This is a genomic window from Amycolatopsis sp. NPDC114504, from assembly GCF_055633595.1.
Window position 1 is genome coordinate 302061 of sequence record NZ_JBVKDU010000003.1, and the last position, 19915, is coordinate 321975.

Below are 19915 nucleotides of genomic sequence, written 5' to 3' on the forward strand. Positions count from 1 at the left end.
GAGTGAGAAACAGGGTTAGAACACTGTTTCTCACTCACGACCGCTCAGGCCAGTTCCGCGCGCCACTTCCGTTCGAGCTCCCGCAGGAACTCCGGATCGCTCTCCGCCACCCGGGGAAAGGATTCCAGCCGCTCGTAAGGACGGCAGGCGTCGATGATCGCGCGGCTGTTGAACGGGGGCTCGCCCTCGACCGACAACGGATCCAGCTTGCTGCCCCACGTCCGCTTCATCACCTCGATGTCCCCGGCCGGGTCGCTGCGCGTCGACATCGCCCAGACGACCTGGTCGAGGTCCGCCGGGTCGATGTCGTCGTCCACCACCACGACGTACCGGTTCATGTAGGCGGCGGCCGGGCACTGGGCGGTCAGGTACGCCACCTGCCGCGCGTGCCCGGCGTACCGCTGCCGCACCGAAACCGCGATGAACAACCGCCCGCCGCCGGATTCGTGGGCCCACGCCTTGACGACACCCGGGACGCCCGACGCGGCCAGCTCGTCCTGGATCATCGCCGACTTCATCACCGTGCGCATGTACGAATAGTCGTGCGGCGGCTTGCCCGGCGGGGCACCGAGCAGGATCGGGTCGTCGCGGTGGTACAGCCGCGTGATCTCGACGGCGAGGTTCGGCCGGCGGCGGCCCGAGTAGTACCCGGTCCACTCGCCGAACGGCCCCTCCTCGCGCAGGTGGTCCGGCCGCAGCCAGCCCTCGATCGCCAGCTCGCTGCCCGCCGGGATCGGCAGCCCGGTGGCCGGCCCGGTGACGACCGGGACGCGCTCGCCCAGCACCGCCCCGGCGTACTCCAGTTCCGAAATCCCGTGCGGGACCTCGGTGCCGCCCAGCACGAGCAGCAACGGGTCGTGTCCGAAGGAGACGGTCACCGGCGCACGGCCCTCCTTTTCGAACCAGCGCCGGATGTTCTGGTCGCCGTGCTTGCCCGGCACCACCGCGAGGGTGACGCTCCGGCCCTCGTCGGCCACCTCCATCCGGTAGCAGCCTCCATTGTGGACGCCGGTGTCCGGATCGCTCGTGACGACGAAGCAGCCCGTGCCGATGAACCGCCCGCCGTCGTGGGCGTGCCAGCGCGGCACCGGGAACTTCAGCAGGTCGACCTGCTCGCCGGGGACCTCGTTGGCCAGCAGGGGCGCGTCCTCGACCGGCCGCACCGGGAAGTCCCGGGCCGACGCCGCCCAGCGCGACGGCTTCCCGCGCAGGGCCTCGACCACGCCGACGTCGTCGAGGTCGTCGCCCAGGCGCAGGGTCCGCCCGAATCGCCGCGGCGACCCGGTGCTGCCGGTGAGCACCCGCATCCCGGCCGGGTACCCGGCGATGTCGTCGAACAGGACGGCGGGCGCCCCGGGCAGCCGGTAGCTCAGCTCGGCGATCCCGCCCAGCTCGAGGTCCCAGTGCGCGCCCCGCACCGTGCGCAGCTCCCCGAACCCGGCGACGGCGTCGAGGTGCGAACGCAGGCTCAACAGCGGTTCCGTCACGTCTCGTCCCCGGCGAAGTGCCGGGCGACGACCGGCCACAGGTCGGGCCGTTCGAGCAGGCTCAGGTGCCGCGCGCGGTCCAGCACCCGCAGCCGCGCGCCCTCGATCCCGGCGGCCAGCTCGCGGGACATCTCCGGCGGCGTCGCGTAGTCCTCGGCGCCGACCAGCACCAGCGTTTCGGCCCGGACGTCGCCGAGCCGGTCGCGTGCGTCCAGCGCGCCGAGGGCCCGGCACGCGGCCGCGTGGGCCTTCGAGTCCGTCGCGGTGAAGATCTCGCACACGCGCTCGACCTCTTCGGGGTGTTCGGCGCGGAAGGCGTCGGCGAACCACCGGTCCCGCTGGAACTCCAGCTGCGCCGGCCGTTCCACGGTCAGCGCGCGCTCGGCCCGCTGCGCCCATTCGGCGACGCTGTCCGGGCCGTACCACGCGGTCGCGTCGGCGAGCACGAGCCGGTGCACGAGGTCCGGCCGGTTCACGGCGAGCGTGAGGGCGGTGCTGCCACCCATCGACAGGCCGATGACGTCCGCCGGACCGGCACCGAAGTCCTCGATGACGGCGGCGGCGTCGGCGGCCATGTCGTCCACAGTGAACTCCGCACCGTCCCAAGAGGACTCGCCGTGCCCGCGCGCGTCGAGCGCGAGCACCTGGTGCCGGGTGCCGAGGTATTCGGCGACCGGGTCCCAGACGGCGCCGCTGAGCGCCAGGGGGTGCAGCAGCACGACGGGACGGCCGTGGGTCCCGGTGCGGTGGACGTGCACTTCTTTCACGCGCTCTTCCTTCCCTCGCGGGCTTCCCGGCGGGCGGCCGCGGCCTTGATCGCGGTGCGGATCTCGCCGTAGGTGCCACAGCGGCAGATGTTGCCCTCCAGGTGCTCGGTGACGTCGTCGTCGGTCGGCCGCGGGTTCTCCGCCAGCAGCTCGTGGGCCATCAGCACGAACCCGGGGATGCAGTAGCCGCACTGCATCGCGCGGGCCGCGACGAACTCCTTGACCACCTCGTCGTCCTCCGGTAGCCCGTCGGCCGTCGTGATCTCGGCGTTGTCGTACCGCGCGGCGCGGGCCAGGCAGCTCGAGACACTGCGTCCTCCCACCAGGACCGTGCACGCCCCGCACGCGCCGACGCCGCAGCCTTCGCGCGCGCTCGTCACGCCGAACTCGCGGCGCAGCACGTCGAGCAGCAGCTCGTCGTCGGCGACGGTGAGGTGGCGGCGCCGTCCGTTGACGGTCAGCTGGATCTCCCTCATGACTGCTCCTGCTCGGTGATCGCGGTGAGGATCCGCTCCGGGGTGAGCGGCAGCTCGGTCAGCCGGACGCCGGTGGCGTCGCGCACGGCGTTGGCGATCGCCGGGGCGAGCGGGATGATCGCGGTCTCGCCGACGCCCTTGGCGCCGAACGGTCCGGTCCGGTGTGGACTCTCGATGACGATCGGCGTCAGCTTGTCCGGCATGTCCTTGATGGACGGCAGCTGGTAGTCCAGCAGGGTGCCGTTGACGATCTGGCCCTCGTCGAACACGAGCTGGTCGAACAGCGCGTGCCCGAGGCCCATGATCGCCGCGCCGGAGAGCTGCTGCTCGACCATGGCCGGGTTGATCGCGCGGCCGACGTCGCCGGCGACCGCGAGGTGCTCGACGTGCACGCGCCCGGTCGCGGTGTCGACGGTCAGCTGGACGGCGGCCGCGCCGGCGAACCAGTGCTCGGTGACCCGCGGGGACTGCCCGGTCTCGTGGTCGTAGGGCTGCCACGTCGTGCTGAAGTTCGCCTCCGCGGTGAGCGTGGTGCCCCGCGCGCCGAAGTGGGCGAGCAGCAGGTCCGGGATGCTGACGGTGGCCTGGCTCTGGGCGCTGACGAGCCCGTCGCCGGTGATCTTGATGTCGGTCGCTTCGACGTCGAAGTGCTTCGCCGCGAGGCCGGTCAGCCTGTCCCGCATGGACTCCGCGGCGAGCCGGACGGCGTTGCCGGTGTGGTAGGTCGAGCGCGATCCTGCGGTGATCGTGTCGTACGGCGTGACGTCGGTGTCCGCGCCGACGACCCGCACCCGGCCCTCGCCGAGGCACAGCACCTCGGCGGCGATCTGCGCCATGATCGTGTCGCTGCCCTGCCCCATGTCGACGGTGCTGATCAGCACGGTCGCCGAGCCGTCCTGGTTGAGCTGGACGGTGGCGTTGGAGATCGTCGGGGTCAGCACGGCCTTGATCCCGACCGCGACCCCGCGCCCGCGCACGAACCGGCCTTCCGCCGGTGGTAGCGGGTCGGCCCAGCCGATGGCCTCGGTGACGGCGTCGAGGCAACCGACGAAGTCCGCGCTGTGCATGGGCGTGCCGACGGGGGCGATGTCGCCCTCCCGCAGCAGGTTGCGCCGCCGGAACTCGGCCGGGTCCTCGCCGCGTTCGCGCGCCAGCTCGTCCACAAGGGACTCGTGGGACCAGGTCACCTGCGGCACACCGAAGCCGCGGAACGGCCCGGCGGACGGCTTGTTCGTGTAGACGCACCGGGAGCGCACGCGGACGTTGTCCACTTTGTACGGTCCGGTGGCGACCATGCCGGACTTGGCCGTGATGCGCGGCCCGACGTCGGCGTAGGCCCCGGTGTCGTACCGGACGTCGGCGGTCGCGGCCACGATCGAGCCGTCCTCGCCGGCGGTCATGCTGCCGGACACGGCGGCGCCGTGGCGCGTGGTGAGCAGGAACGCCTCTTCGCGGGTGGCGGTGATGCGCACGGGCTTGCGTTGCGTCCACGCCAGCGCCGCGACCAGCGGCTCCAGCCGGTCGTACATCTTGGCGCCGAAGCTGCCGCCGAGCGGCGCGGTCCGCACCCGGACCCGGTTGAGCGGCAGGTCAAGCAGGTCGGCGAGGCTCTGCCGGACGTAGGACGGCGTCTGCGTCGTCGCGACCAGCTCGACCCGGCCGCCCTCGGGCCACGCGGCCGCGTACGGCAGCTCGATCGGCACGTGGTGGGTCGGTGGCGCCCAGAACTCCGCGCTCACCTTGGTTCCCTCGGCCGCGTCGGGGTCGCCCTTCCGCAGGTTGAACTCGTAGTTGACGTTCGTGTCGCGCTTGCCGCGCAGGTGCTTGAGGTCGCCGAACACCGCCGACGGCCGGAGTTCTTCGTGCACGTAGGAGGTTCCGGTGATGGCGTCGTCGACGTCGTGCACCGGGGCCAGCTCGTCGTACTCGACCTGGATCTCTTCGGCCGCCTGGCGAGCTTGCGCGACGCTGTGCGCGAGCACGGCCACGACGGGTTCGCCGACGTACCGGACCTTGCCCACGGCCAGGCACGGCTGGTCGGAGAACGCGGGGCCGGTCATCATCCGCTCGCCGAGCAGGGCGAACAGGTCCGCGCCGGTGACGACCGCGACGACGCCCTCGACCGCGAGGGCCCGGGACGTGTCGACCGAGACGATCTTCGCGTGCGGCCGGGTGCCGCGGTGGACGGCGACGTCGAGGCACGGCCGGACGGGTTCCTCGGCGGCGTACCGGAACTCGCCGCGGACCTTGGCGCGCCCGTCGGTGCGGGCCCACCGCTCACCGACGGCGGCGCCGGCCGAGGAACGGGATCCGTCGCTCATCGTCTCGCTCCTTCCAGGAGGCTCGCACGGCTTCTTCGACGGCCACCAGGCCGAGCCGCGTTTTGTAAGCGCTTCCCCCGCGCACGTCCGGGAGGGGGTCGATCAGCGGCCCGGCGACGTCCTTCGCCGTGGCCACGACGTCGTCGACGGCGGTGTCGCCGGCGAGCTCGAACTGGGTGAACACCGGCACGTGGGCCAGCGCGCCGAGCCCGAGCCGCACCTGGCGGCGGCCGCGGGAAGCGGGCACGACCAGCACGGCGGCGGACGCGGCGGGCCAGTCGTTGACCGCGAGGCTCGACAGCTTGGCGAAGTGCGCGCCGGCGTCTTCGGGCTGCCGCGGGATCTCGACGGCCGTGATGAGCTCGCCGGGTTCCAGGGCCGTCTGCTGGAAGTCGACGAAGAACTCGCGCGCGGGCACGGTCCGCTTCCCCCGCGACGACGTGAGCTCGACGCGCGCGTCGAGCACCATCAGCGCGGTCGGCGGGTCGAGCCGGTAGTCGCCGTGCGCGAGGTTGCCGCCGACGCTCGCGGTGTTGCGGACGCGGGGGTTCGCGACGCGGCCGTAGACCTCGGCGGCCAGCGGTGCGAGCTCCCGCACGAGCGGGCTGGTTTCCATCTGCCGCAACGTGACCAGCGGGCCGGCGCGCAGGCCGTCCTTGGTGCGGGTGATCTCGCCGAGGCCCGGGACGGCGGCGATGTCGACCAGGTCGGACGCGAAGAGGACGCCCTGCTTGAGCAGGATCTGGACGGCGGTGCCGCCGCCGTAGACCATCGCGTCCTCGCCCTCCGCCAGGAGCGAGCAGGCTTCGCCGAGCGTGTCCGGGTAGTGGTAGACGGGCATCAGCTCTTCTTCCCGAACAGGCGCGCGAGCAGGCGGCGCCACCACGAGACGGGCTTTTCCGCAGCGTCGGCCGGCGCGGCGGGGCCGTTCCGGCGTTCGAGGACGCTGCGGAGCCCGGGGTTGTCCGGCCCCGGCGGGCCGGCGGCGCAGATCTCGGAGAAGGCCGCGACGAACTCCTTCTCGACCTCCTGCGAACGGCGCCGCACGAGCGACTCGCCGAGCCGGCCGATCCGGCCCCAGATCGCGACGTCCAGGCTGTAGTCCACTTTGGACGAGTCCGGGCCGTCGGGCCGGACGCCCAGGCGCGCGTCGATCTTGATGGAGCTGCCGAGCTTGTGGTCCTCGCCCTTGAGCAGCGCCCGCACCAGCTCCGGCTCGGTCAGTTCGGTGATCTCCGCGGAGAACCCGGCGCTGAACCGGACGTGGGCGATCTCGTTGACGAGCCGGCCGCGGTAGTGCTCCGCGTCCGCCCGGTCGAGTTCGGTGCAGCCGGGGACGCTGACCCGCATCGAGTCCGGGTCGAGGAAGTGCGCGAACACGCGTTCGTGCCCGGCGGGAACGAGAAAGGAGGATCCGAGCTTCATATGACCACCAGAGAGGACTAGGTGTCTAATATAGAGGACACTAACACGGTCCTGGCGACACGCAAACCCGCTCGGCTACCGTGCGCGAAGGAAGAACGACGAGGGGCGAGGATGACGAGCGACGTACCAGCGGTGCTGAGCGCCGTGCGGCTCCTGGAGCGGATCGCCCGGGACTGGCCGGAACCGGTGGCCTCCGGGGTGCTGATCGAGGAGCTGGGTCTCAACCGCAGCACCTGCTACAACATCCTCGGCACGCTGCAGCGGGCCGGCTGGACCACCAGCCGCGACGGCTGGTCGCTCGGCCCGCGGCTGCTCGCGATGGCCCGCCTCTCCGAAGACTGGATGACGGAGATCGTCCAGCAGGAGCTCGACGCGCTCAACCAGCGGATCAACTTCGTCGTCTTCGCCGTGCAGCCGCACGGGAAGGGCGAGTACTCGGTGCTGGCCAAGGGCGACCGCGGCAAGGGCGTGCGGATCACCGTCGGCGTCGGCGACACGTTCCCCTTCTCGGCACCGGCCATCATGCGCGCGTTCCACGCCTGGTCCGCCCCGGCCGAGGTGGACCGGCTGGTCGAGCAGTTCGGCGTCGAGGAGTTCACCCCCGAGACGGTCGCGACCCCCGACGAGCTGCGCGAGATCCTGGACGACACCCGCGAGCGCGGGTACGCCGAGAGCATCCGGGAGTACGACCTCGGCCAGTCCGGCGTGGCGGCCCCGGTGTTCGACGCGCAGGGCCGCGTCTGCCTGGTCGTGTGCTCGCTGGCGTTCGCGTCGGAGCTCAACGAGTCCACTGTGGATCACTACGGTGGCCTGATCCGCGAATGCGGGTCTCGCATCACCGAACGCACCGGCGGTGCGGAGAAAATCGCGGAATAGTTCCGCATCAGCGGAATCTCCACGATCCGGGGCTCCGGATCGTGCCTTGACCTCACCCTGCGGCTCGCTTACGGTTCCGCATGCAGGACTCGATGTCCTAGATAGAGGACAAGACTTCCGGCCCACGGCGGCCCGGAAAGGAGATCCCGTGTCCGAGGTCGCACTCGCCCGGAAGCCCTGGGCCAAGACACTGAACCGCACGCAGTGGCGGTCGCTGCTCGCCGCGAACCTCGGCTGGCTCTTCGACGGCTTCGAGACCTACGCGCTCATCCTGACCGCGAGTCTCGTCCTGAAGACACTCGAGCCCGGCGCGCCGGCGACGCAGGTGGCGTTCCTGACCGGCGCCACGATCGCCGTCACGCTGCTCGGCTGGGGCTTCGGCGGAATCCTCGGCGGGGTGTTCGCCGACTACTTCGGCCGGCGGAAAGCGCTCCTGACCTCGATGGTGCTGTACGCCGCGTTCACCGGCCTCACCGCGGTTTCCTGGTCGTGGGCGTCGTTCCTCGTCCTGCGGTTCATCACCGGGTTCGCGCTCGGTTCGGAGTGGGGCACCGGCACGTCGCTGGTCGCCGAGACCTGGCCGGCCCACGCGCGCGCCAAGGCCGCCGGCCTCATGCAGTGCGGGCTCGGGCTGGGCTTCTTCCTCGCGTCGGCCTGCTGGTACTTCATCGCGCCGCTGGGGCCGGACTCCTGGCGGTACATGTTCCTGATCGGCGTGCTGCCGGCGGTGTTCGCGTTGTGGCTGCGCCGCAAGGTGCCCGAGTCCGACCAGTGGACCAGCGCCCACCGCCGCCGCCGGGAGCTGAAGCAGCGGGGCGGCGAGCTGACCGACCACGAAAAGTCGTTCACCCGCCTGACCCTGCGCCAGATCATGGTCGACCCCAAGCTGCGCAGGCTGACCATCCTCGGCTCGCTGATGTCCCTGGTCACCACCCTCGGCTGGTGGGGCATCTCGACGTGGGTCCCCGCCTACGTCGCCTCGCGCGCCGCCGCCGACGGGCATTCGGCGACGTCGTGGGCGAGCGGGGCCGGGATGATCTACAACGCCGGCGCGATCGCCGGGTACATCGCCTTCGGCTTCATCGCCGACCGCGTCGGCCGGAAACCCGCGGTGCTGCTGTACTTCGCCGCTTCTTTGATCCTCACGCCGGTGCTGTTCCTGTGGACGCACAGCCTCGGCCTGATCGTGGTCGTGCTCGTGGTCAACGGGTTCTTCACGCTCGGCCAGTACACGTGGATGCCGGTGTGGCTGCCCGAGTTCTACCCCACCCACCTGCGCGCCACCGGCGCGGCGTTCGTGTTCAACGCGGCGCGGTTCATCGCCTTCCTCGGCCCGCTCACCGCCGGCGCGATCATCTCGAAGCTCGGCGGGTACGGCGTCGCCGCCACCGCCGTCGGGTCGATCTACGTGCTGGGCCTGGTCGTCGCCCCGTTCTGCCCCGAGACCCGGGGCCAAAAACTGCCTGACTGATCCCCGCGAAAGGGAACCTCCTTGTCGACCCTGCAGACGCCCACCGGCAGCGGTGGGCTCACTCCCGTGCGCTCCTACACCGCTCGCATCCTGTTCTTCGCGTTCCTCGGCACGCTCTTCGACGGCGCGGAGCTCAACCTCGTCGGCTACCCGCTGTCCTACCTGGCGGAGAGCTTCCACGTCAGCACCATCCAGATCATCCAGGTCGCCACGCTGCAGGGGTTCGCCTCGATCGTGGGCGGGATCCTGTGCGGCTGGCTCGGCGACCTCTACGGCAGGCGCTGGACCTACACCGGGTCCGTGCTGGCGTTCGGCGTCGCCGCGCTGCTCGGCGGGCTCGCGCCGAACTACTTCCTGTTCCTGCTGACCCGGCTGCTCGCCGGCGTCGGGATGGGCGGGCTGTTCGGGCTGTCGTTCTCGATGTTCGCCGAGTGCTGGAAGACCCGCAAACGCGGCATGATGGGCGGCTCGATCCAGGCGATGTACTTCGTCGGCCAGATCCTGACCGAGGGCGTGGTGTACGTCTGCCTCGTCGAGTTCGGCGAAGACCGCGGCTGGCGCACGGGGTACGTCCTGATCGGCGTCACGACGCTGGTGATCGGCATCGCCGCGGCCGTGCTGCTGCCGGAGTCCGAGCAGTGGCTGGAATACCAGCGCGAGCTGAAGGCGGGCCGGGTGCCGGAAAAGCTGCGGCGCACGAAGGTGCCGCTGCTGGACGTGTTCCGCGGTGGCTACGCGGCCGGCACGATCCTGTTCATGGCGCTGGCGACGGCGTTGTTCCTCACCACGAACTCGCTCATCTCGTACCTGTCGACGTTCCTCATCAAGGTGGAGAAGGTGCCGCTGGGCACGGCGAGCCTGATCGTCCTCTTGGGACTGGTCGTCACCGGGATCACCTACCCGCTGACCGGAATCCTTTCGGACGTCCTGAAACGCAAGTGGGCGATGTTCGCCTCGGCGCTGTTCGGCGTGCTCGGGTTCGCCTGGTTCCTCACCCTCGTGGTGAGCGGTGCGGCGAAGATCGGCACGGACTTCTGGGCGTCGCCGACGTTCTGGGCGCTGATGATGTGCGCCGGCGGCAGCGGCGGGTTCGGCGTGCTCGGCATCTGGATGGCCGAGTTCTTCCCGACGCGCGTGCGCTCGAGCGGCTCGAACCTCAGCTACTACGCCGGCCGCGGGTTCGGCGCCGGGCTGTTCCCGCTGGTCGCGTTGTCGCTCGCGGGCACGGTGCCGCTCGCGCTGGCACTCGGCATCGTCGGCCCGGTCGCCGCGGCGGTACTGGCGGTCGTGGCGCCGGACAAGACCGGCCGGCGCATCGAGGCGATCGAATGATCTCTCGCAAGATCGTCGTCGCGATCACCGGTGCCAGCGGCGCGGCTTACGGCGTCCGGATCCTGGAGCTGCTGGCGTACCGGCCGGACGTCGAGGTGCACCTGGTGCTGTCGAAGGCCGGCGCGGTGACCGTCCGGCACGAATGCGGGCTTTCCCCGGCAGAGCTGGGAAAGCTCGTGACGGTGCACCACCGGCCGGGCGAGATCAGCGCGTCCATCGCGTCGGGCTCGTTCCCGGTGGACGCGATGCTGGTGGCGCCGTGCTCGATCAAGACGTTGTCGGCGATCGCGTGGAGCTACACCGACGACCTGGTCAGCCGCGCGGCCGACGTGTGCCTGAAGGAAGGGCGCCCGCTGCTGCTGATGGTGCGTGAGACGCCGTTGCACCTCGGCCACCTCCGCGCGATGACGGCGGCGGCCGAGGCGGGCGCGATCATCGCCCCACCGGTCCCGGCGTTCTACCCGCACCCGAAGACGGTCGACGACCTGGTGGACCACACGGCCCGGCGCGCGCTGGCGCGGGTCGGGTTGCGCGAGCTGGCTCCCCCGGCGTGGCAAGGAGATCTCAACGGAGGCTCCGATCGGCGAACTCGACCGTGAAGCCGTCCGGGTCCCGCAGCTGCAGCTGCCGCTCGAACCCGCGGTCCCGTGGCGGGTCCGGCACCGGCACCCCGCGAGCGAGGAAGTCCGCGTACAGCTCGTCGAGGTCGTCGGCCAGCAGCTCGACCTGGACGAACTGCCGCAACCGCCCGGCTTCCCGCTCGACGACGTCGCCCAGTTCCAGCAGCCCGAGCGTACCGCTTTCCAGGCGCAGCAACACGAACCGCCCGTTGCGGACGTCGACGGTGAACCCGAGCGACTCGTAGAAGGGGACCGAACGGTCCAGACTGGTGACGGGCAGGCTCATCCCGGCAAAGGTGATCAAGGCGCACTCCTCCGGCTCAGTGCGCCAAAGGGAGTGCCGGGCGGGCGTTCCGACGCTGCACCCGCTCGCCCGTCAGCCTAGCCGAGTTCCGCCGCGACGAACCCGGCCGGACCTCGGTGACGCCGCCTCCGTGGTGGGAGCGGACCGGCCGGGCACGGGTCCCGGCGCTGCCGGCCGCCGCCGGCTCCGGGCAGAGCACCGACCTACCCCGGCGACCGGAGCACGCCGCGCGAAAACTCGAGAGAGCACTGCTGCTGCACCGACGATCCCGCAGCGTGGCCCCGCGGGTGCGCAAGGGTGGCTGGCTCCATACCGTCGCTCGCACTTTCGGCCTGGTTCCACCGCCGTGGTTCTTCACCCGTCGCTCCGCGGACGAGAAAGACGAGTAACACACCTCAGGGGAGCACAGCCGGCTGATCCGCACCGAGTTCCGCGAGCAGCGCCCGGATCGCCGGGCTCGCGTCGGCGCTGCGCCGCCACGCCGCGTGCACCTCGCGCTTCGGCTGCCGGCGCAGTGGGCGCGCGATCAGGTCCTCCCCCAGTGGTGGCCGGGCCAGGCGCGGGATCAGCGCGATCACCTCGCCGGACGCGACCAGGGACAGCTGCGTCGCGAAGTCGTCGACCAGGTGCCGGACGTCCGGCTCTTCCGGCGCGTCCGCGAACAGGCGGCGGAACCACTGGTGGCACACCGTTCCCGGCGGGCTCGTCACCCACGCGTGGCCGGTGAGGTCGGCGCGGCCGAGCGGTTCGGTGGCCGACGCGAGCGGGTGCGAGCGGCTCAGCACCACGTCGCCGACGTCGGTGTGCACGAGCCGCTGCGTCAACGACGGCGGGTGCGCGGCCGGCAGCCCGTCTGCGTCGTGGACGAGGGCGACGTCGGCCGTTCCGGCGTCGACGCCGCGCAGCGCCTCCTCGGGGTCCTGCTCGGTGATGTGGACGCGCAAGTCGGGACAGCGCAAGGACAATCCGCCCAGCAGCGGCGCGAGCAGGCCGCGGATGGCGGTCGAGAACGCCACCACCCGGAGCGTGCCGCGCGGGGCGCCCTCCGAGACCGATTGGGCCGCTTCGGCACACCGCTCCAGCGCCTGGAACACCTCCGGCGCCGAGTCCACGATCGCCTGCCCGGCCGGCGTCAGCACCACCCCGCGCCCGGCCGGCGCGAGGATCGGCACCCCGACCTGGTGCTCCAGCCGCTTGATCTGCTGCGACACCGCGGACGCCGTGAACCCCAGCTCTTCGGCCGCGCGCGCCAGCGTCCCGAGCGCCGCCACCGACCGCAACGCCCGCAGCGCACCGACCTCAATCATGAAGCAAGATTACGCAGTATCGGCAAAAAAGCATCGCTGGACCGCACCAGTCACGCCGGGCAAGGTCGAACCATGACCGACTTCGGCGCCAACCTCGTCGCGATGGTGACCCCCATGCGGCCCGGCGGGGCACTCAGCGAACCCGGCCTCGCGAGCCTCGTCGACCACCTGCTGGCCACCGGCTGCGACGGCCTCGTCGTCGGCGGGACCACCGGCGAGTCCCCCACCTTGACCGAACCCGAAGCCGCCGGGCTCGTCCGGAGCGTCGTGGCCCGGGCCGGGCACCGCGCCCGCGTGATCGCCGGCATCGGCACCTATGACACGGCCGCGAGCGTCCGCCGGGCCCGCGAAGCCGAGGCGGCCGGCGCGGACGGGCTACTGCTCGTCTGCCCCTACTACTCCCGGCCGACGCAGGCCGGGGTGATCGCCCACTGCCTGGCGGTGGCCGACGCGACCGAGCTGCCGGTGATGCTCTACGACGTCCCGGCGCGGGCCGGCATCGCGATGACGCCGTCGACTTTGATCGAGCTGGCCGCCCACCCGCGGATCCGGGCGGTCAAGGACGCCAAGGGCGACCTGTTCGAGGCGATGACGGTCATGACCCGCACGTCGCTGGCGTACTACTGCGGCATCGACGAGCTGAACCTGCCGTACCTGGCGTGCGGCGCGGCGGGCGTGGTCAGCGTGGTGGCCAACGTCGCGGCCGACCGCACCGCGGCCCTCATCGAGGCCGTCCGCCGCGGCGACCTGGAGACGGCCCGGTCGCTCAACGACGCACTGCTTCCATTGGTGGACACCATCATGCGCGCCGGCCCCGGGGTGGCGGCGGCGAAGGCCGCGCTGGCCGACCTGGGTGTCATCCCGCACGCGACGGTCCGGCTGCCGCTGATCGAGGTCAGCTCGACGGCAGCCGGTACACCGATACGTGCGACGGCGATCGCGTCGTGAACTCGCCGCCGGTCCAGTCCTCGTGGCGGGACTCCAGCTCGAACCCCGCCAGCCGGCCCATGAGGTCCAGCTCGGCCGGCCAGATGTAGCGCTGCGGGCACCGGCCGAGCCGCGCCTCCCGCCCCTCGCCGAACTTGAAGTGGTGCGAGACCAGGTGCTGGCGCACGGTGTCGTAGGTGTCCACGCCGAGGTACCCGGACTCCGCGGTGAAGACCACCGCGTCCTGCCCCGGCGGAAGCCGGCGCAGCTCGGGGACGCCGAGCTCGATCACGAACCGGCCGCCGGGATCCAGGTGCCGGGCCGCGTTGCGGAAGCACTCGACCTGCTCGTCCTGGGTCAGCAGGTTCCCGATCGTGTTGAAGACCAGGTAGACCAGCGAAAACCGGCCCGGCGCCGTGGCCGTCGCCATGTCGCCGGCGACCACCGGGATCTCGGCCTTCGCCCGCAGCCGGTCGAGCATCGGCTCGGACAGTTCGATGCCCGTGACGGACACGCCCCGCGCGGCCAGCGGGACGGCGATCCGTCCGGTGCCGATGGCGAACTCCAGCACGCGCCCACCCTCGGCCAGCGCGGCGAGGCGGTCCACGGTGGGGTCCACGACCTCGGGCGCGAACATGCCGCGACCGGGGGTGTCGTAGCGTTCGGCGGTTTCGACGTCCCAAATGTCTTCCTGGCGCACGTCGTCAACCCTTGACCCACCCCTGAGATGTGTCCAACCAATAAACTTGCCCGATTCCGGGCAAGAATTTGGGGTTCACCCGATCGATGAGGCATGCTGTCCGGCGTGGAGGACACGGACATCGTCGAGCGCGTCGCCGCGTCGACCGGCTTGCCGCCGGGCGTCGCCGCCCGCGTCGTCGACGACGTCCTCGCCTTCTACCGGACCCCCACCGAGCAGTACGTCCGCCGCAGGCACGCCGAGCTGCAGGCCGAGGGCCGGAAGAACCCCGAGATCTTCCCGCTGATCGCCGCCGAGCTCCGGGGCAGGCTCGTCGCCGCCCCCGACCTGTCCGAGCGCCAGCTGCGCCGCATCGTCTACGGCTGAGACCCAGCCCCCCTTGGAAGAAGAGGTTCGCCATGTGCGGGATCGTCGGCTACATCGGCGGCCAGAACGCCGCCCCCATCCTCCTCGAAGGCCTCACCCGGCTCGAGTACCGCGGCTACGACTCCGCGGGCATCGCCGTCCTCGGCCCGAAGGACACCGCGCAGGTCCACCGCGTCGTCGGCCGGGTCCGCAACCTCACCGCCGCGCTGCCCAAGCGCCTCACCGGGAAGGTCGGCATCGGCCACACGCGGTGGGCCACGCACGGGCCCGCGTCGGAGGACAACGCGCACCCGCACACGTCCGAAGACGGCCGCGTCTGCGTCGTCCACAACGGCATCATCGACAACGCCGACGCCCTGCGCGCCCAGCTCGCGGACGCCGGCGTGAAGCTGACGTCCGAGACCGACACCGAGGTCCTCGCCCACCTGATCGCGCGGTCGGGCGCCGACACCCTCGAAGACGCCGTCGTCGAGGCGGTCTCGCGGATCACCGGCACGTACGCGATCGCTGTCACCGACTCCGCGCACCCGGACCGCCTCGTCATCGCGCGCAACGGCTCGCCGCTGATCATCGGCGTCGGCGAGCGCGAGATGTTCGTCGCGAGCGACCTCGCCGCGCTGGTCCGGCACACCTCGCAGGTCGCGCACCTCGACGACGGCGAGTTCGCGACGGTCTTCGCGACCGGCTACCGGACCTTCACCGTCGACGAGAGCGACACCACCAAGCCCGCCACCGAGATCGACATCGCCGCCGAAGACCTCGATCTCGGCGGGTTCCCGCACTACATGGCCAAGGAGATCCAGGAGCAGCCCGAGTCGGTGGAGCGGATGATCCGCGGCCGCCTGGACCACCGGTTCGGCGTCGCCCGCCTCGACGGGCTCAACCTGACTCCGCGTGAGCTGCGCGGGTTCAGCCGCGTGAAGATCCTCGGCTGCGGCTCGGCGTACTACGTCGGCCAGATCGGCGCGACGATGATCGAGGAGCTGGCCCGGATCCCGGCCGACGCCGAAGCCGCGTCGGAGTTCCGCTACCGCAACCCGATCATCGAAGCCGACACGCTCTACATCGCGGTCAGCCAGTCCGGCGAGACGATCGACACCGCCTTCGCCGTCGAGGAGATCAAGCGCAAGGGCGGCCGGGTCACCGGCCTGGTCAACGTCGTCGGCTCGACCATCGCCCGCGCCTGCGACGGCGGCGTCTACCTGCACGCCGGCCCGGAGATCGCGGTCGCCTCGACCAAGGCGCTGACGAACATGGCCGTCGGGTTCGCGCTGATCGCGCTGTCGCTCGGCCGCGTGCGCGACCTGTCCAATGCGGACGGTCAGCGGATCATCGACGCGATCCGCGCGCTGCCGGACCAGATCCGCGCGGTCCTGGCGCAGGAAGCGGAGATCGCCGAGCACGCCAAGACCGCGGCGGCCGCGAACAGCCTGTTCTTCATCGGCCGCGTCCGCGGGTTCCCGGTGGCCCGCGAGGGCGCGCAGAAGTTCAAGGAGATCTCCTACCGCCACGCCGAGGCGTACCAGACGTCCGAGCTGAAGCACGGCCCGCTCGCCCTGATCGACGAGTCGCTCCCGACGGTCGCGATCGTGCCCGCCGACGAGCTGGCCGACCGCAACCTGGCCGCGATGCAGCAGATCCGCGCCCGCGGCGGAGCGGTACTGGCGGTGACGCACGAGGACGTCGACTTCGGCGAGCTGGACGTGCCGAAGATCGTCGTGCCCCGGACCGAGCCGGAGCTCGACCCGATCCTGCTGACGATCCCGCTGCAGCTGCTCGCCTACCACGCGGCGCTGACGCTCGGCTACGACATCGACAAGCCGCGCAACCTCGCCAAGTCCGTCACGGTGGAGTGAGGCTCAGCCACATGGTCCGCAGCCCGACGTCTCCGCGCGCCGGGTGGCGGAACGCTCCCGGGGCGACGCCGAGGGTCGTGAAGCCCAGGCTTTCGTAGAGGCGGATCGCGGCGGTGTTGGTGTCGACGACGGCGTTGAACTGGACCGCCGCGAACCCACCCGGGCAGGTGCGGGCACCAGCCACACCAACACCCGCCGCGCCTCCGCTTCGCTCATGCTCCGGTCGTAGGGGAACGTCTCCTGCTCGGCGCTCACGGCGTGGACGAGCGGCCAGATCGCCGGCCAGTCGGCGGCGCGGGCGGCGCGGATCGTGAGGGGCACTCCGCCACTGTGGCGGGATGCCGGCCGTCCCGCCACAGTGATTTACGCCGGCACGGCGGCGCCGGCGATGGCCTGCCGGTGAACCCGGGCCTGCTTGGGCATGTTCCAGCCCAGCACTCCGATCACACGGCCGTCCGCGCGGTACTCGGCCACGAACCGGCCCGACGCGGTGCTTCCCTCCACAATGGACACCTCGGCGTCCGCGGACAGCGTTCCGTACACGTGGATGCGCGCGTCGAACTGGTTGGTCCAGAAGTACGGCACCGGCGTGTACGGGCGGTCGTCGCCGAGGATGTTCGCCGCGACGGCGACCGCCTGCTCGGTCGCGTTGGTCCGGTTCTCCAGGCGCAGCAGCACGTCGAGGCCTTCGTGGTGCCAGCGCGCGACGTCGCCCGCCGCGTAGATCCCGTCCGCCGCGCGGCAGCGGGAATCGCAGACGACGCCGTTGTCGCACAGCACCCCGCTGCCCGCCAGCCACTCCGTCGCCGGGGCCGCGCCGAACGCCACCACGACGATCTCGGCGGGCAGCTCTTCACCCGTCGCCACACGAACGCCGGTGACCCGCCCGTCCCGTGAGGACAGTCCGGTGACCGCCGCGCCGAGTCGCAAGTGGACACCGCGGTCGGCGTGCAGGGACGCGAGCATGCCGGCCACCAGCGGCCCGAACTGGTACGCCAGCGGCGCGGGTTGCGGCCCGGCCAGCGTCACCGGGACACCGAGGCCGCACACGGTCGCCGCGATCTCCGCGCCGAGGACGCCGTCCCCGACGACCACCACGCGCTTGTCCGGCGTCAGCTCCGCCCGCAGGGCCAGCGCGTCGTCGAGGGTGCGCAGGACGTGGACGCCCGCGAGACCGTCCTGGCCCGGCAGGGTGCGCGGCCGCAGGCCGGTGGCGAGCACGACCGCGTCCGCGGTCAGGGTGCGTCCGCTCTGGGTGTGCACGGAGAGCGCGCGGGCGTCGAGCCGCACCGCCGGGTCGCCGAGCACGAACTCGGCGTCCAATGCGGACAGTACGTCCGGCGTGCGCAGGCTCGCCTGCCCGGGTGCCCAGCTCCCGGCGAGGACCTGTTTGGACAGGGGCGGCCGGTCGTACGGCAGGTGCGGCTCGGCGCCGAGCACGGTCACGCGCTCCTCGTAGCCCCTGCGCCGCAACGCTTCCACCGTGGCGAGCCCGGCGGCCGAGGCTCCGACGACGAGGACCGTCACGCGTCCTCGCTCACGGAGATCGCGACCCCGGGGCACACGCTCGCCGCCTCCCGGACGATCGCGTGGTGCGCTTCGCCGGGAGTCTCGTCGAGCAGGATCACGATGCCGTCGTCGTCGCGCTGGTCGAACACGTCCGGCGCGAGCATCACGCAGGTGCCGGCGCCGCAGCACTTGCCTTCGTCCACAGTGACCTTCATGGTCGTTCCTCTCCTTCGCGGGGGTGCGTCACGGGTGCGAGCCAGAGCCCGACCAGAGCGTCGGTCAGGCCGGTGGCGGCTTCGCGCCAGCTGGCTCTCGGGGTGTCGCCGCCTTCGGCCACCGCGCGTTCGCGCTCGGCCATCGTGTGGATCAGCAGCTGGCGGGTCATGGCGTTGCGTTCGGCGCGGACGTCGGCGGGCAGCTCGGGCAGGCACCGGCTCAGCCCCTCGACGGTCCGCGCCAGCGACGGCGACGACAGCGTCTCGACGGCGACGGCCGAGCGCAGCGACGGTTCGGTCATCACCTGCGCGGTGAACCGGGCGAACCAGCTCGGCCGGCCCGCCGCGGCCAGGTACTCGGTGGACGGGTGCACCAGGCACCGGACCCAGTCCCGCAGGTCCGCGCCCTCGCCGACGCCGGCCAGCATGCGTCCGCGCAGGTCTTCGACCGCCGCGGAGTGCCGCCGGGCGATGGCGCGGACGAGGTCGGTCCGGGTGCCGAAGTGGTAGCCGACGGCGGTGTTGTTGCCCTGCCCGGCGGCCTCGCTGATCTGCCGGTTGGACACGGCGAGCACGCCGTGTTCGGCGTAGAGCCGTTCGGCCGCGGTCAGGATCGCCTCCCGCGTCGCGTGCGCCCGAGCAGGAGCCGTCACCACCGGACGGGCAGTTCCCGCAGTCCGCCGACGGCGAGCCCTTCGACGCGGCGCAGTTCGTCCGCCGGGACGGCGAGCTCGAGCGAGGGCAGCTTGCGCAGCAGGACTTCCAGCACGACCTGCAGTTCGGTGCGGGCCAGCGGCTGCCCGAGGCACGCGTGCGCGCCGGCACCGAAGGACAGGTGCGGGTTCGGGCTGCGGCCCAGGTCCATTTCGGACGCGTTCTCGAACGCGCTGTCGTCGCGGTTGGCCGCGGCCATGCTGCACATCGCGGTGGTCCCGCCGGGCAGCACGGTCCCGCCGACCTCGAACTCGTCGGTGAAGTAGCGCATCATGCCGACGCCCGCGTTGGCGTCCAGGCGCAGCGACTCCTCGACGGCGGTGCGCACCAGCGCCGGGTCGGCCAGCAGCCGCTCCCACCGGCTCCGGTCGGCGAGCAGCATCGCGACCATCTTGGCGATCATGTTCGCGGTGGTCTCGTGGCCGGCGATCAGCAGGCCGATGCCGGTGGCGATGAGCATGGCGTCGGACCAGCCCTCGGGCAGCAGCGCGCTGAGGATGTCTTCGCCGGGTTCCGCGCGCTTGGCGGCGATGAGCCCGCCCATGTACCGGCCGAAGTCCTGCTGCGCGGCGTCGAATTCGGCCTGCGTGTAGCGGGTCATGCTGAGCATGACGTCCGACCAGTGCGCGAACCGGTCGCGGTCGGAGTCCGGCACGCCGAGCATGTCGCAGATGACCCAGACGGGCAGCGGGAAGGCGACCCCGGCCTTGAGGTCCCCGGGCGCGCCCTCGGCGACGAGGTCGTCGATGAGCTGCTCGGCCATCGCGGCCATACCCGGCCGCAGGGCGTTCATCCGCTTGGCGGTGAACCACTTGCCGATCGTGCGGCGCCAGGTGAGGTGGGCCTCGCCGTGCTGCGGGAGGACGGTCGCCATCTCGCTGTTGAAGACCCCGCCGGACTCGGTGTCGGCGACCCGCGCGGCGTTGTCGGCGGGTGTGGGCCGCGTCCACCGCGGATCGGAGAGGACGTTCTTGACGTCGGCGTAGCGCGTGATCAGGGCGGCTTCGTCCCCACTGGCCAGCTGGACGTGCGCGACCGGGCACTTCGCCCGGAGCTCGGCCCACTCGGCGGGCGGCTCCAGCGCGGTGTCGGACCGGAACGGGAAGCTCGGCAGCTCGGTGTGACTTCGCGTCATGACGGACTCCTCGTTGGTGAATGTCCCCTGCCACCGAGCATGGCGAGGATCGAGGATTACGTCAAGCGCTTGACTTAATTTGGCCCACCGAGAGGCACAGCCGGGCG

Annotated in this window: 21 protein-coding genes; 7 read left to right on the plus strand and 14 right to left on the minus strand. The window is 71.7% G+C overall.

The annotated features are described in order from the left end of the window. Positions 1 to 44: 44 nt before the first annotated feature. The 6 genes from ACZ7PG_RS22790 to ACZ7PG_RS22815 are packed head-to-tail and all read right to left on the minus strand — an operon-like array spanning position 45 to position 6476. On the minus strand, positions 45 to 1487 hold the full coding sequence (locus ACZ7PG_RS22790; protein WP_470241100.1) for a UbiD family decarboxylase: 1443 nt from the start codon (positions 1485 to 1487) through the stop codon (positions 45 to 47). After that, positions 1484 to 2254 (minus strand): alpha/beta fold hydrolase, encoded by a 771-nt coding sequence (locus tag ACZ7PG_RS22795; protein WP_470241101.1) that lies wholly within the window; start codon positions 2252 to 2254, stop codon positions 1484 to 1486. Before ACZ7PG_RS22795 ends, ACZ7PG_RS22790 begins: the two co-directional genes overlap by 4 nt. Beyond that, positions 2251 to 2730 (minus strand): (2Fe-2S)-binding protein, encoded by a 480-nt coding sequence (locus ACZ7PG_RS22800; protein WP_470241102.1) that lies wholly within the window; start codon positions 2728 to 2730, stop codon positions 2251 to 2253. Before ACZ7PG_RS22800 ends, ACZ7PG_RS22795 begins: the two co-directional genes overlap by 4 nt. After that, positions 2727 to 5051: a xanthine dehydrogenase family protein molybdopterin-binding subunit gene (locus ACZ7PG_RS22805; protein WP_470241103.1), complete on the minus strand. Its 2325-nt coding sequence runs from the start codon at positions 5049 to 5051 to the stop codon at positions 2727 to 2729. The genes ACZ7PG_RS22800 and ACZ7PG_RS22805 overlap by 4 nt, the downstream gene beginning before the upstream one ends. Beyond that, positions 5008 to 5892: an FAD binding domain-containing protein gene (locus ACZ7PG_RS22810; RefSeq protein ID WP_470241104.1), complete on the minus strand. Its 885-nt coding sequence runs from the start codon at positions 5890 to 5892 to the stop codon at positions 5008 to 5010. Before ACZ7PG_RS22810 ends, ACZ7PG_RS22805 begins: the two co-directional genes overlap by 44 nt. Then, on the minus strand, positions 5892 to 6476 hold the full coding sequence (locus ACZ7PG_RS22815) for a CoxG family protein (RefSeq protein ID WP_470241105.1): 585 nt from the start codon (positions 6474 to 6476) through the stop codon (positions 5892 to 5894). The genes ACZ7PG_RS22810 and ACZ7PG_RS22815 overlap by 1 nt, the downstream gene beginning before the upstream one ends. A 111-nt stretch (positions 6477 to 6587) precedes the next feature. Between ACZ7PG_RS22815 and ACZ7PG_RS22820 the strand changes: the two genes are divergently transcribed. The 4 genes from ACZ7PG_RS22820 to ACZ7PG_RS22835 all read left to right on the plus strand — a co-directional run bounded on the left by ACZ7PG_RS22820 (position 6588) and on the right by ACZ7PG_RS22835 (position 10754). Beyond that, positions 6588 to 7352, plus strand: coding sequence for an IclR family transcriptional regulator (locus tag ACZ7PG_RS22820; RefSeq protein WP_470241106.1), 765 nt, complete (start codon positions 6588 to 6590; stop codon positions 7350 to 7352). 148 nt (positions 7353 to 7500) lie between these two features. Beyond that, positions 7501 to 8823 carry an MFS transporter gene (locus ACZ7PG_RS22825; RefSeq protein WP_470241107.1) on the plus strand — a complete coding sequence of 441 codons (1323 nt, stop codon included), beginning with the start codon at positions 7501 to 7503 and terminating at the stop codon, positions 8821 to 8823. 21 nt (positions 8824 to 8844) lie between these two features. Continuing rightward, positions 8845 to 10155 carry an MFS transporter gene (locus ACZ7PG_RS22830; RefSeq protein WP_470241108.1) on the plus strand — a complete coding sequence of 437 codons (1311 nt, stop codon included), beginning with the start codon at positions 8845 to 8847 and terminating at the stop codon, positions 10153 to 10155. Then, positions 10152 to 10754 carry a UbiX family flavin prenyltransferase gene (locus tag ACZ7PG_RS22835; RefSeq protein WP_470241109.1) on the plus strand — a complete coding sequence of 201 codons (603 nt, stop codon included), beginning with the start codon at positions 10152 to 10154 and terminating at the stop codon, positions 10752 to 10754. Before ACZ7PG_RS22830 ends, ACZ7PG_RS22835 begins: the two co-directional genes overlap by 4 nt. On the opposite strand, the gene ACZ7PG_RS22840 is transcribed toward ACZ7PG_RS22835, so the two are convergent. Both ACZ7PG_RS22840 and ACZ7PG_RS22845 read right to left on the minus strand, forming a co-directional pair. Next, positions 10720 to 11079, minus strand: a complete 360-nt coding sequence (locus tag ACZ7PG_RS22840; protein ID WP_470241110.1) for a VOC family protein — start codon at positions 11077 to 11079, stop codon at positions 10720 to 10722. The genes ACZ7PG_RS22835 and ACZ7PG_RS22840 overlap by 35 nt on opposite strands. 395 nt (positions 11080 to 11474) lie before the next feature. Then, positions 11475 to 12386 (minus strand): LysR family transcriptional regulator, encoded by a 912-nt coding sequence (locus tag ACZ7PG_RS22845; protein ID WP_470241111.1) that lies wholly within the window; start codon positions 12384 to 12386, stop codon positions 11475 to 11477. 72 nt (positions 12387 to 12458) lie between these two features. Between ACZ7PG_RS22845 and dapA the strand changes: the two genes are divergently transcribed. Then, on the plus strand, positions 12459 to 13334 hold the full coding sequence (gene dapA, locus ACZ7PG_RS22850; protein WP_470241112.1) for a 4-hydroxy-tetrahydrodipicolinate synthase: 876 nt from the start codon (positions 12459 to 12461) through the stop codon (positions 13332 to 13334). Here the strand turns inward: dapA and ACZ7PG_RS22855 are convergent. Continuing rightward, the gene (locus ACZ7PG_RS22855) at positions 13282 to 13950 is read right to left on the minus strand and encodes a class I SAM-dependent DNA methyltransferase (protein WP_470242381.1); all 669 of its coding nucleotides are present in this window, start codon (positions 13948 to 13950) and stop codon (positions 13282 to 13284) included. The genes dapA and ACZ7PG_RS22855 overlap by 53 nt on opposite strands. A gap of 156 nt (positions 13951 to 14106) precedes the next feature. Here ACZ7PG_RS22855 and ACZ7PG_RS22860 point away from each other — a divergent pair, with 156 nt between their 5' ends. Together ACZ7PG_RS22860 and glmS are read left to right on the plus strand one after the other, a co-directional pair. Next, the gene (locus tag ACZ7PG_RS22860) at positions 14107 to 14379 is read left to right on the plus strand and encodes a hypothetical protein (protein WP_364619670.1); all 273 of its coding nucleotides are present in this window, start codon (positions 14107 to 14109) and stop codon (positions 14377 to 14379) included. Between the two features lie 32 nt (positions 14380 to 14411). Beyond that, positions 14412 to 16235 carry a glutamine--fructose-6-phosphate transaminase (isomerizing) gene (glmS, locus tag ACZ7PG_RS22865; protein ID WP_470241113.1) on the plus strand — a complete coding sequence of 608 codons (1824 nt, stop codon included), beginning with the start codon at positions 14412 to 14414 and terminating at the stop codon, positions 16233 to 16235. Here glmS and ACZ7PG_RS22870 read toward each other — a convergent pair. The 5 genes from ACZ7PG_RS22870 to ACZ7PG_RS22890 all read right to left on the minus strand — a co-directional run bounded on the left by ACZ7PG_RS22870 (position 16222) and on the right by ACZ7PG_RS22890 (position 19808). Next, positions 16222 to 16419 carry a hypothetical protein gene (locus ACZ7PG_RS22870; RefSeq protein ID WP_470241114.1) on the minus strand — a complete coding sequence of 66 codons (198 nt, stop codon included), beginning with the start codon at positions 16417 to 16419 and terminating at the stop codon, positions 16222 to 16224. The genes glmS and ACZ7PG_RS22870 overlap by 14 nt on opposite strands. 179 nt (positions 16420 to 16598) lie before the next feature. Further along, complete coding sequence (locus ACZ7PG_RS22875; RefSeq protein WP_470241115.1) at positions 16599 to 17762, minus strand: NAD(P)/FAD-dependent oxidoreductase; 1164 nt, start codon at positions 17760 to 17762, stop codon at positions 16599 to 16601. Continuing rightward, positions 17759 to 17959: a ferredoxin gene (locus ACZ7PG_RS22880; protein WP_470241116.1), complete on the minus strand. Its 201-nt coding sequence runs from the start codon at positions 17957 to 17959 to the stop codon at positions 17759 to 17761. Before ACZ7PG_RS22880 ends, ACZ7PG_RS22875 begins: the two co-directional genes overlap by 4 nt. After that, entirely contained in the window at positions 17956 to 18612 is a 657-nt protein-coding gene (locus tag ACZ7PG_RS22885) for a TetR/AcrR family transcriptional regulator (protein WP_470241117.1), read from the minus strand. The genes ACZ7PG_RS22880 and ACZ7PG_RS22885 overlap by 4 nt, the downstream gene beginning before the upstream one ends. Beyond that, positions 18609 to 19808, minus strand: coding sequence for a cytochrome P450 (locus tag ACZ7PG_RS22890; RefSeq protein WP_470241118.1), 1200 nt, complete (start codon positions 19806 to 19808; stop codon positions 18609 to 18611). Before ACZ7PG_RS22890 ends, ACZ7PG_RS22885 begins: the two co-directional genes overlap by 4 nt. Positions 19809 to 19915: the final 107 nt, after the last annotated feature.

Excerpts from the sequence above, each read along its gene's own strand:
- ACZ7PG_RS22860 (WP_364619670.1), top strand. The coding sequence starts at position 14,107 with ATGCTGTCCGGCGTGGAGGACACGGACATCGTCGAGCGCGTCGCCGCG.
- ACZ7PG_RS22820 (WP_470241106.1), top strand. The coding sequence starts at position 6,588 with ATGACGAGCGACGTACCAGCGGTGCTGAGCGCCGTGCGGCTCCTGGAG.
- ACZ7PG_RS22805 (WP_470241103.1), bottom strand. The coding sequence starts at position 5,051 with ATGAGCGACGGATCCCGTTCCTCGGCCGGCGCCGCCGTCGGTGAGCGG.
- ACZ7PG_RS22845 (WP_470241111.1), bottom strand. The coding sequence starts at position 12,386 with ATGATTGAGGTCGGTGCGCTGCGGGCGTTGCGGTCGGTGGCGGCGCTC.
- ACZ7PG_RS22800 (WP_470241102.1), bottom strand. The coding sequence starts at position 2,730 with ATGAGGGAGATCCAGCTGACCGTCAACGGACGGCGCCGCCACCTCACC.
- dapA (WP_470241112.1), top strand. The coding sequence starts at position 12,459 with ATGACCGACTTCGGCGCCAACCTCGTCGCGATGGTGACCCCCATGCGG.
- glmS (WP_470241113.1), top strand. The coding sequence starts at position 14,412 with ATGTGCGGGATCGTCGGCTACATCGGCGGCCAGAACGCCGCCCCCATC.
- ACZ7PG_RS22835 (WP_470241109.1), top strand. The coding sequence starts at position 10,152 with ATGATCTCTCGCAAGATCGTCGTCGCGATCACCGGTGCCAGCGGCGCG.
- ACZ7PG_RS22855 (WP_470242381.1), bottom strand. The coding sequence starts at position 13,950 with ATGTTCGCGCCCGAGGTCGTGGACCCCACCGTGGACCGCCTCGCCGCG.
- ACZ7PG_RS22810 (WP_470241104.1), bottom strand. The coding sequence starts at position 5,892 with ATGCCCGTCTACCACTACCCGGACACGCTCGGCGAAGCCTGCTCGCTC.
- ACZ7PG_RS22880 (WP_470241116.1), bottom strand. The coding sequence starts at position 17,959 with ATGAAGGTCACTGTGGACGAAGGCAAGTGCTGCGGCGCCGGCACCTGC.
- ACZ7PG_RS22890 (WP_470241118.1), bottom strand. The coding sequence starts at position 19,808 with ATGACGCGAAGTCACACCGAGCTGCCGAGCTTCCCGTTCCGGTCCGAC.
- ACZ7PG_RS22815 (WP_470241105.1), bottom strand. The coding sequence starts at position 6,476 with ATGAAGCTCGGATCCTCCTTTCTCGTTCCCGCCGGGCACGAACGCGTG.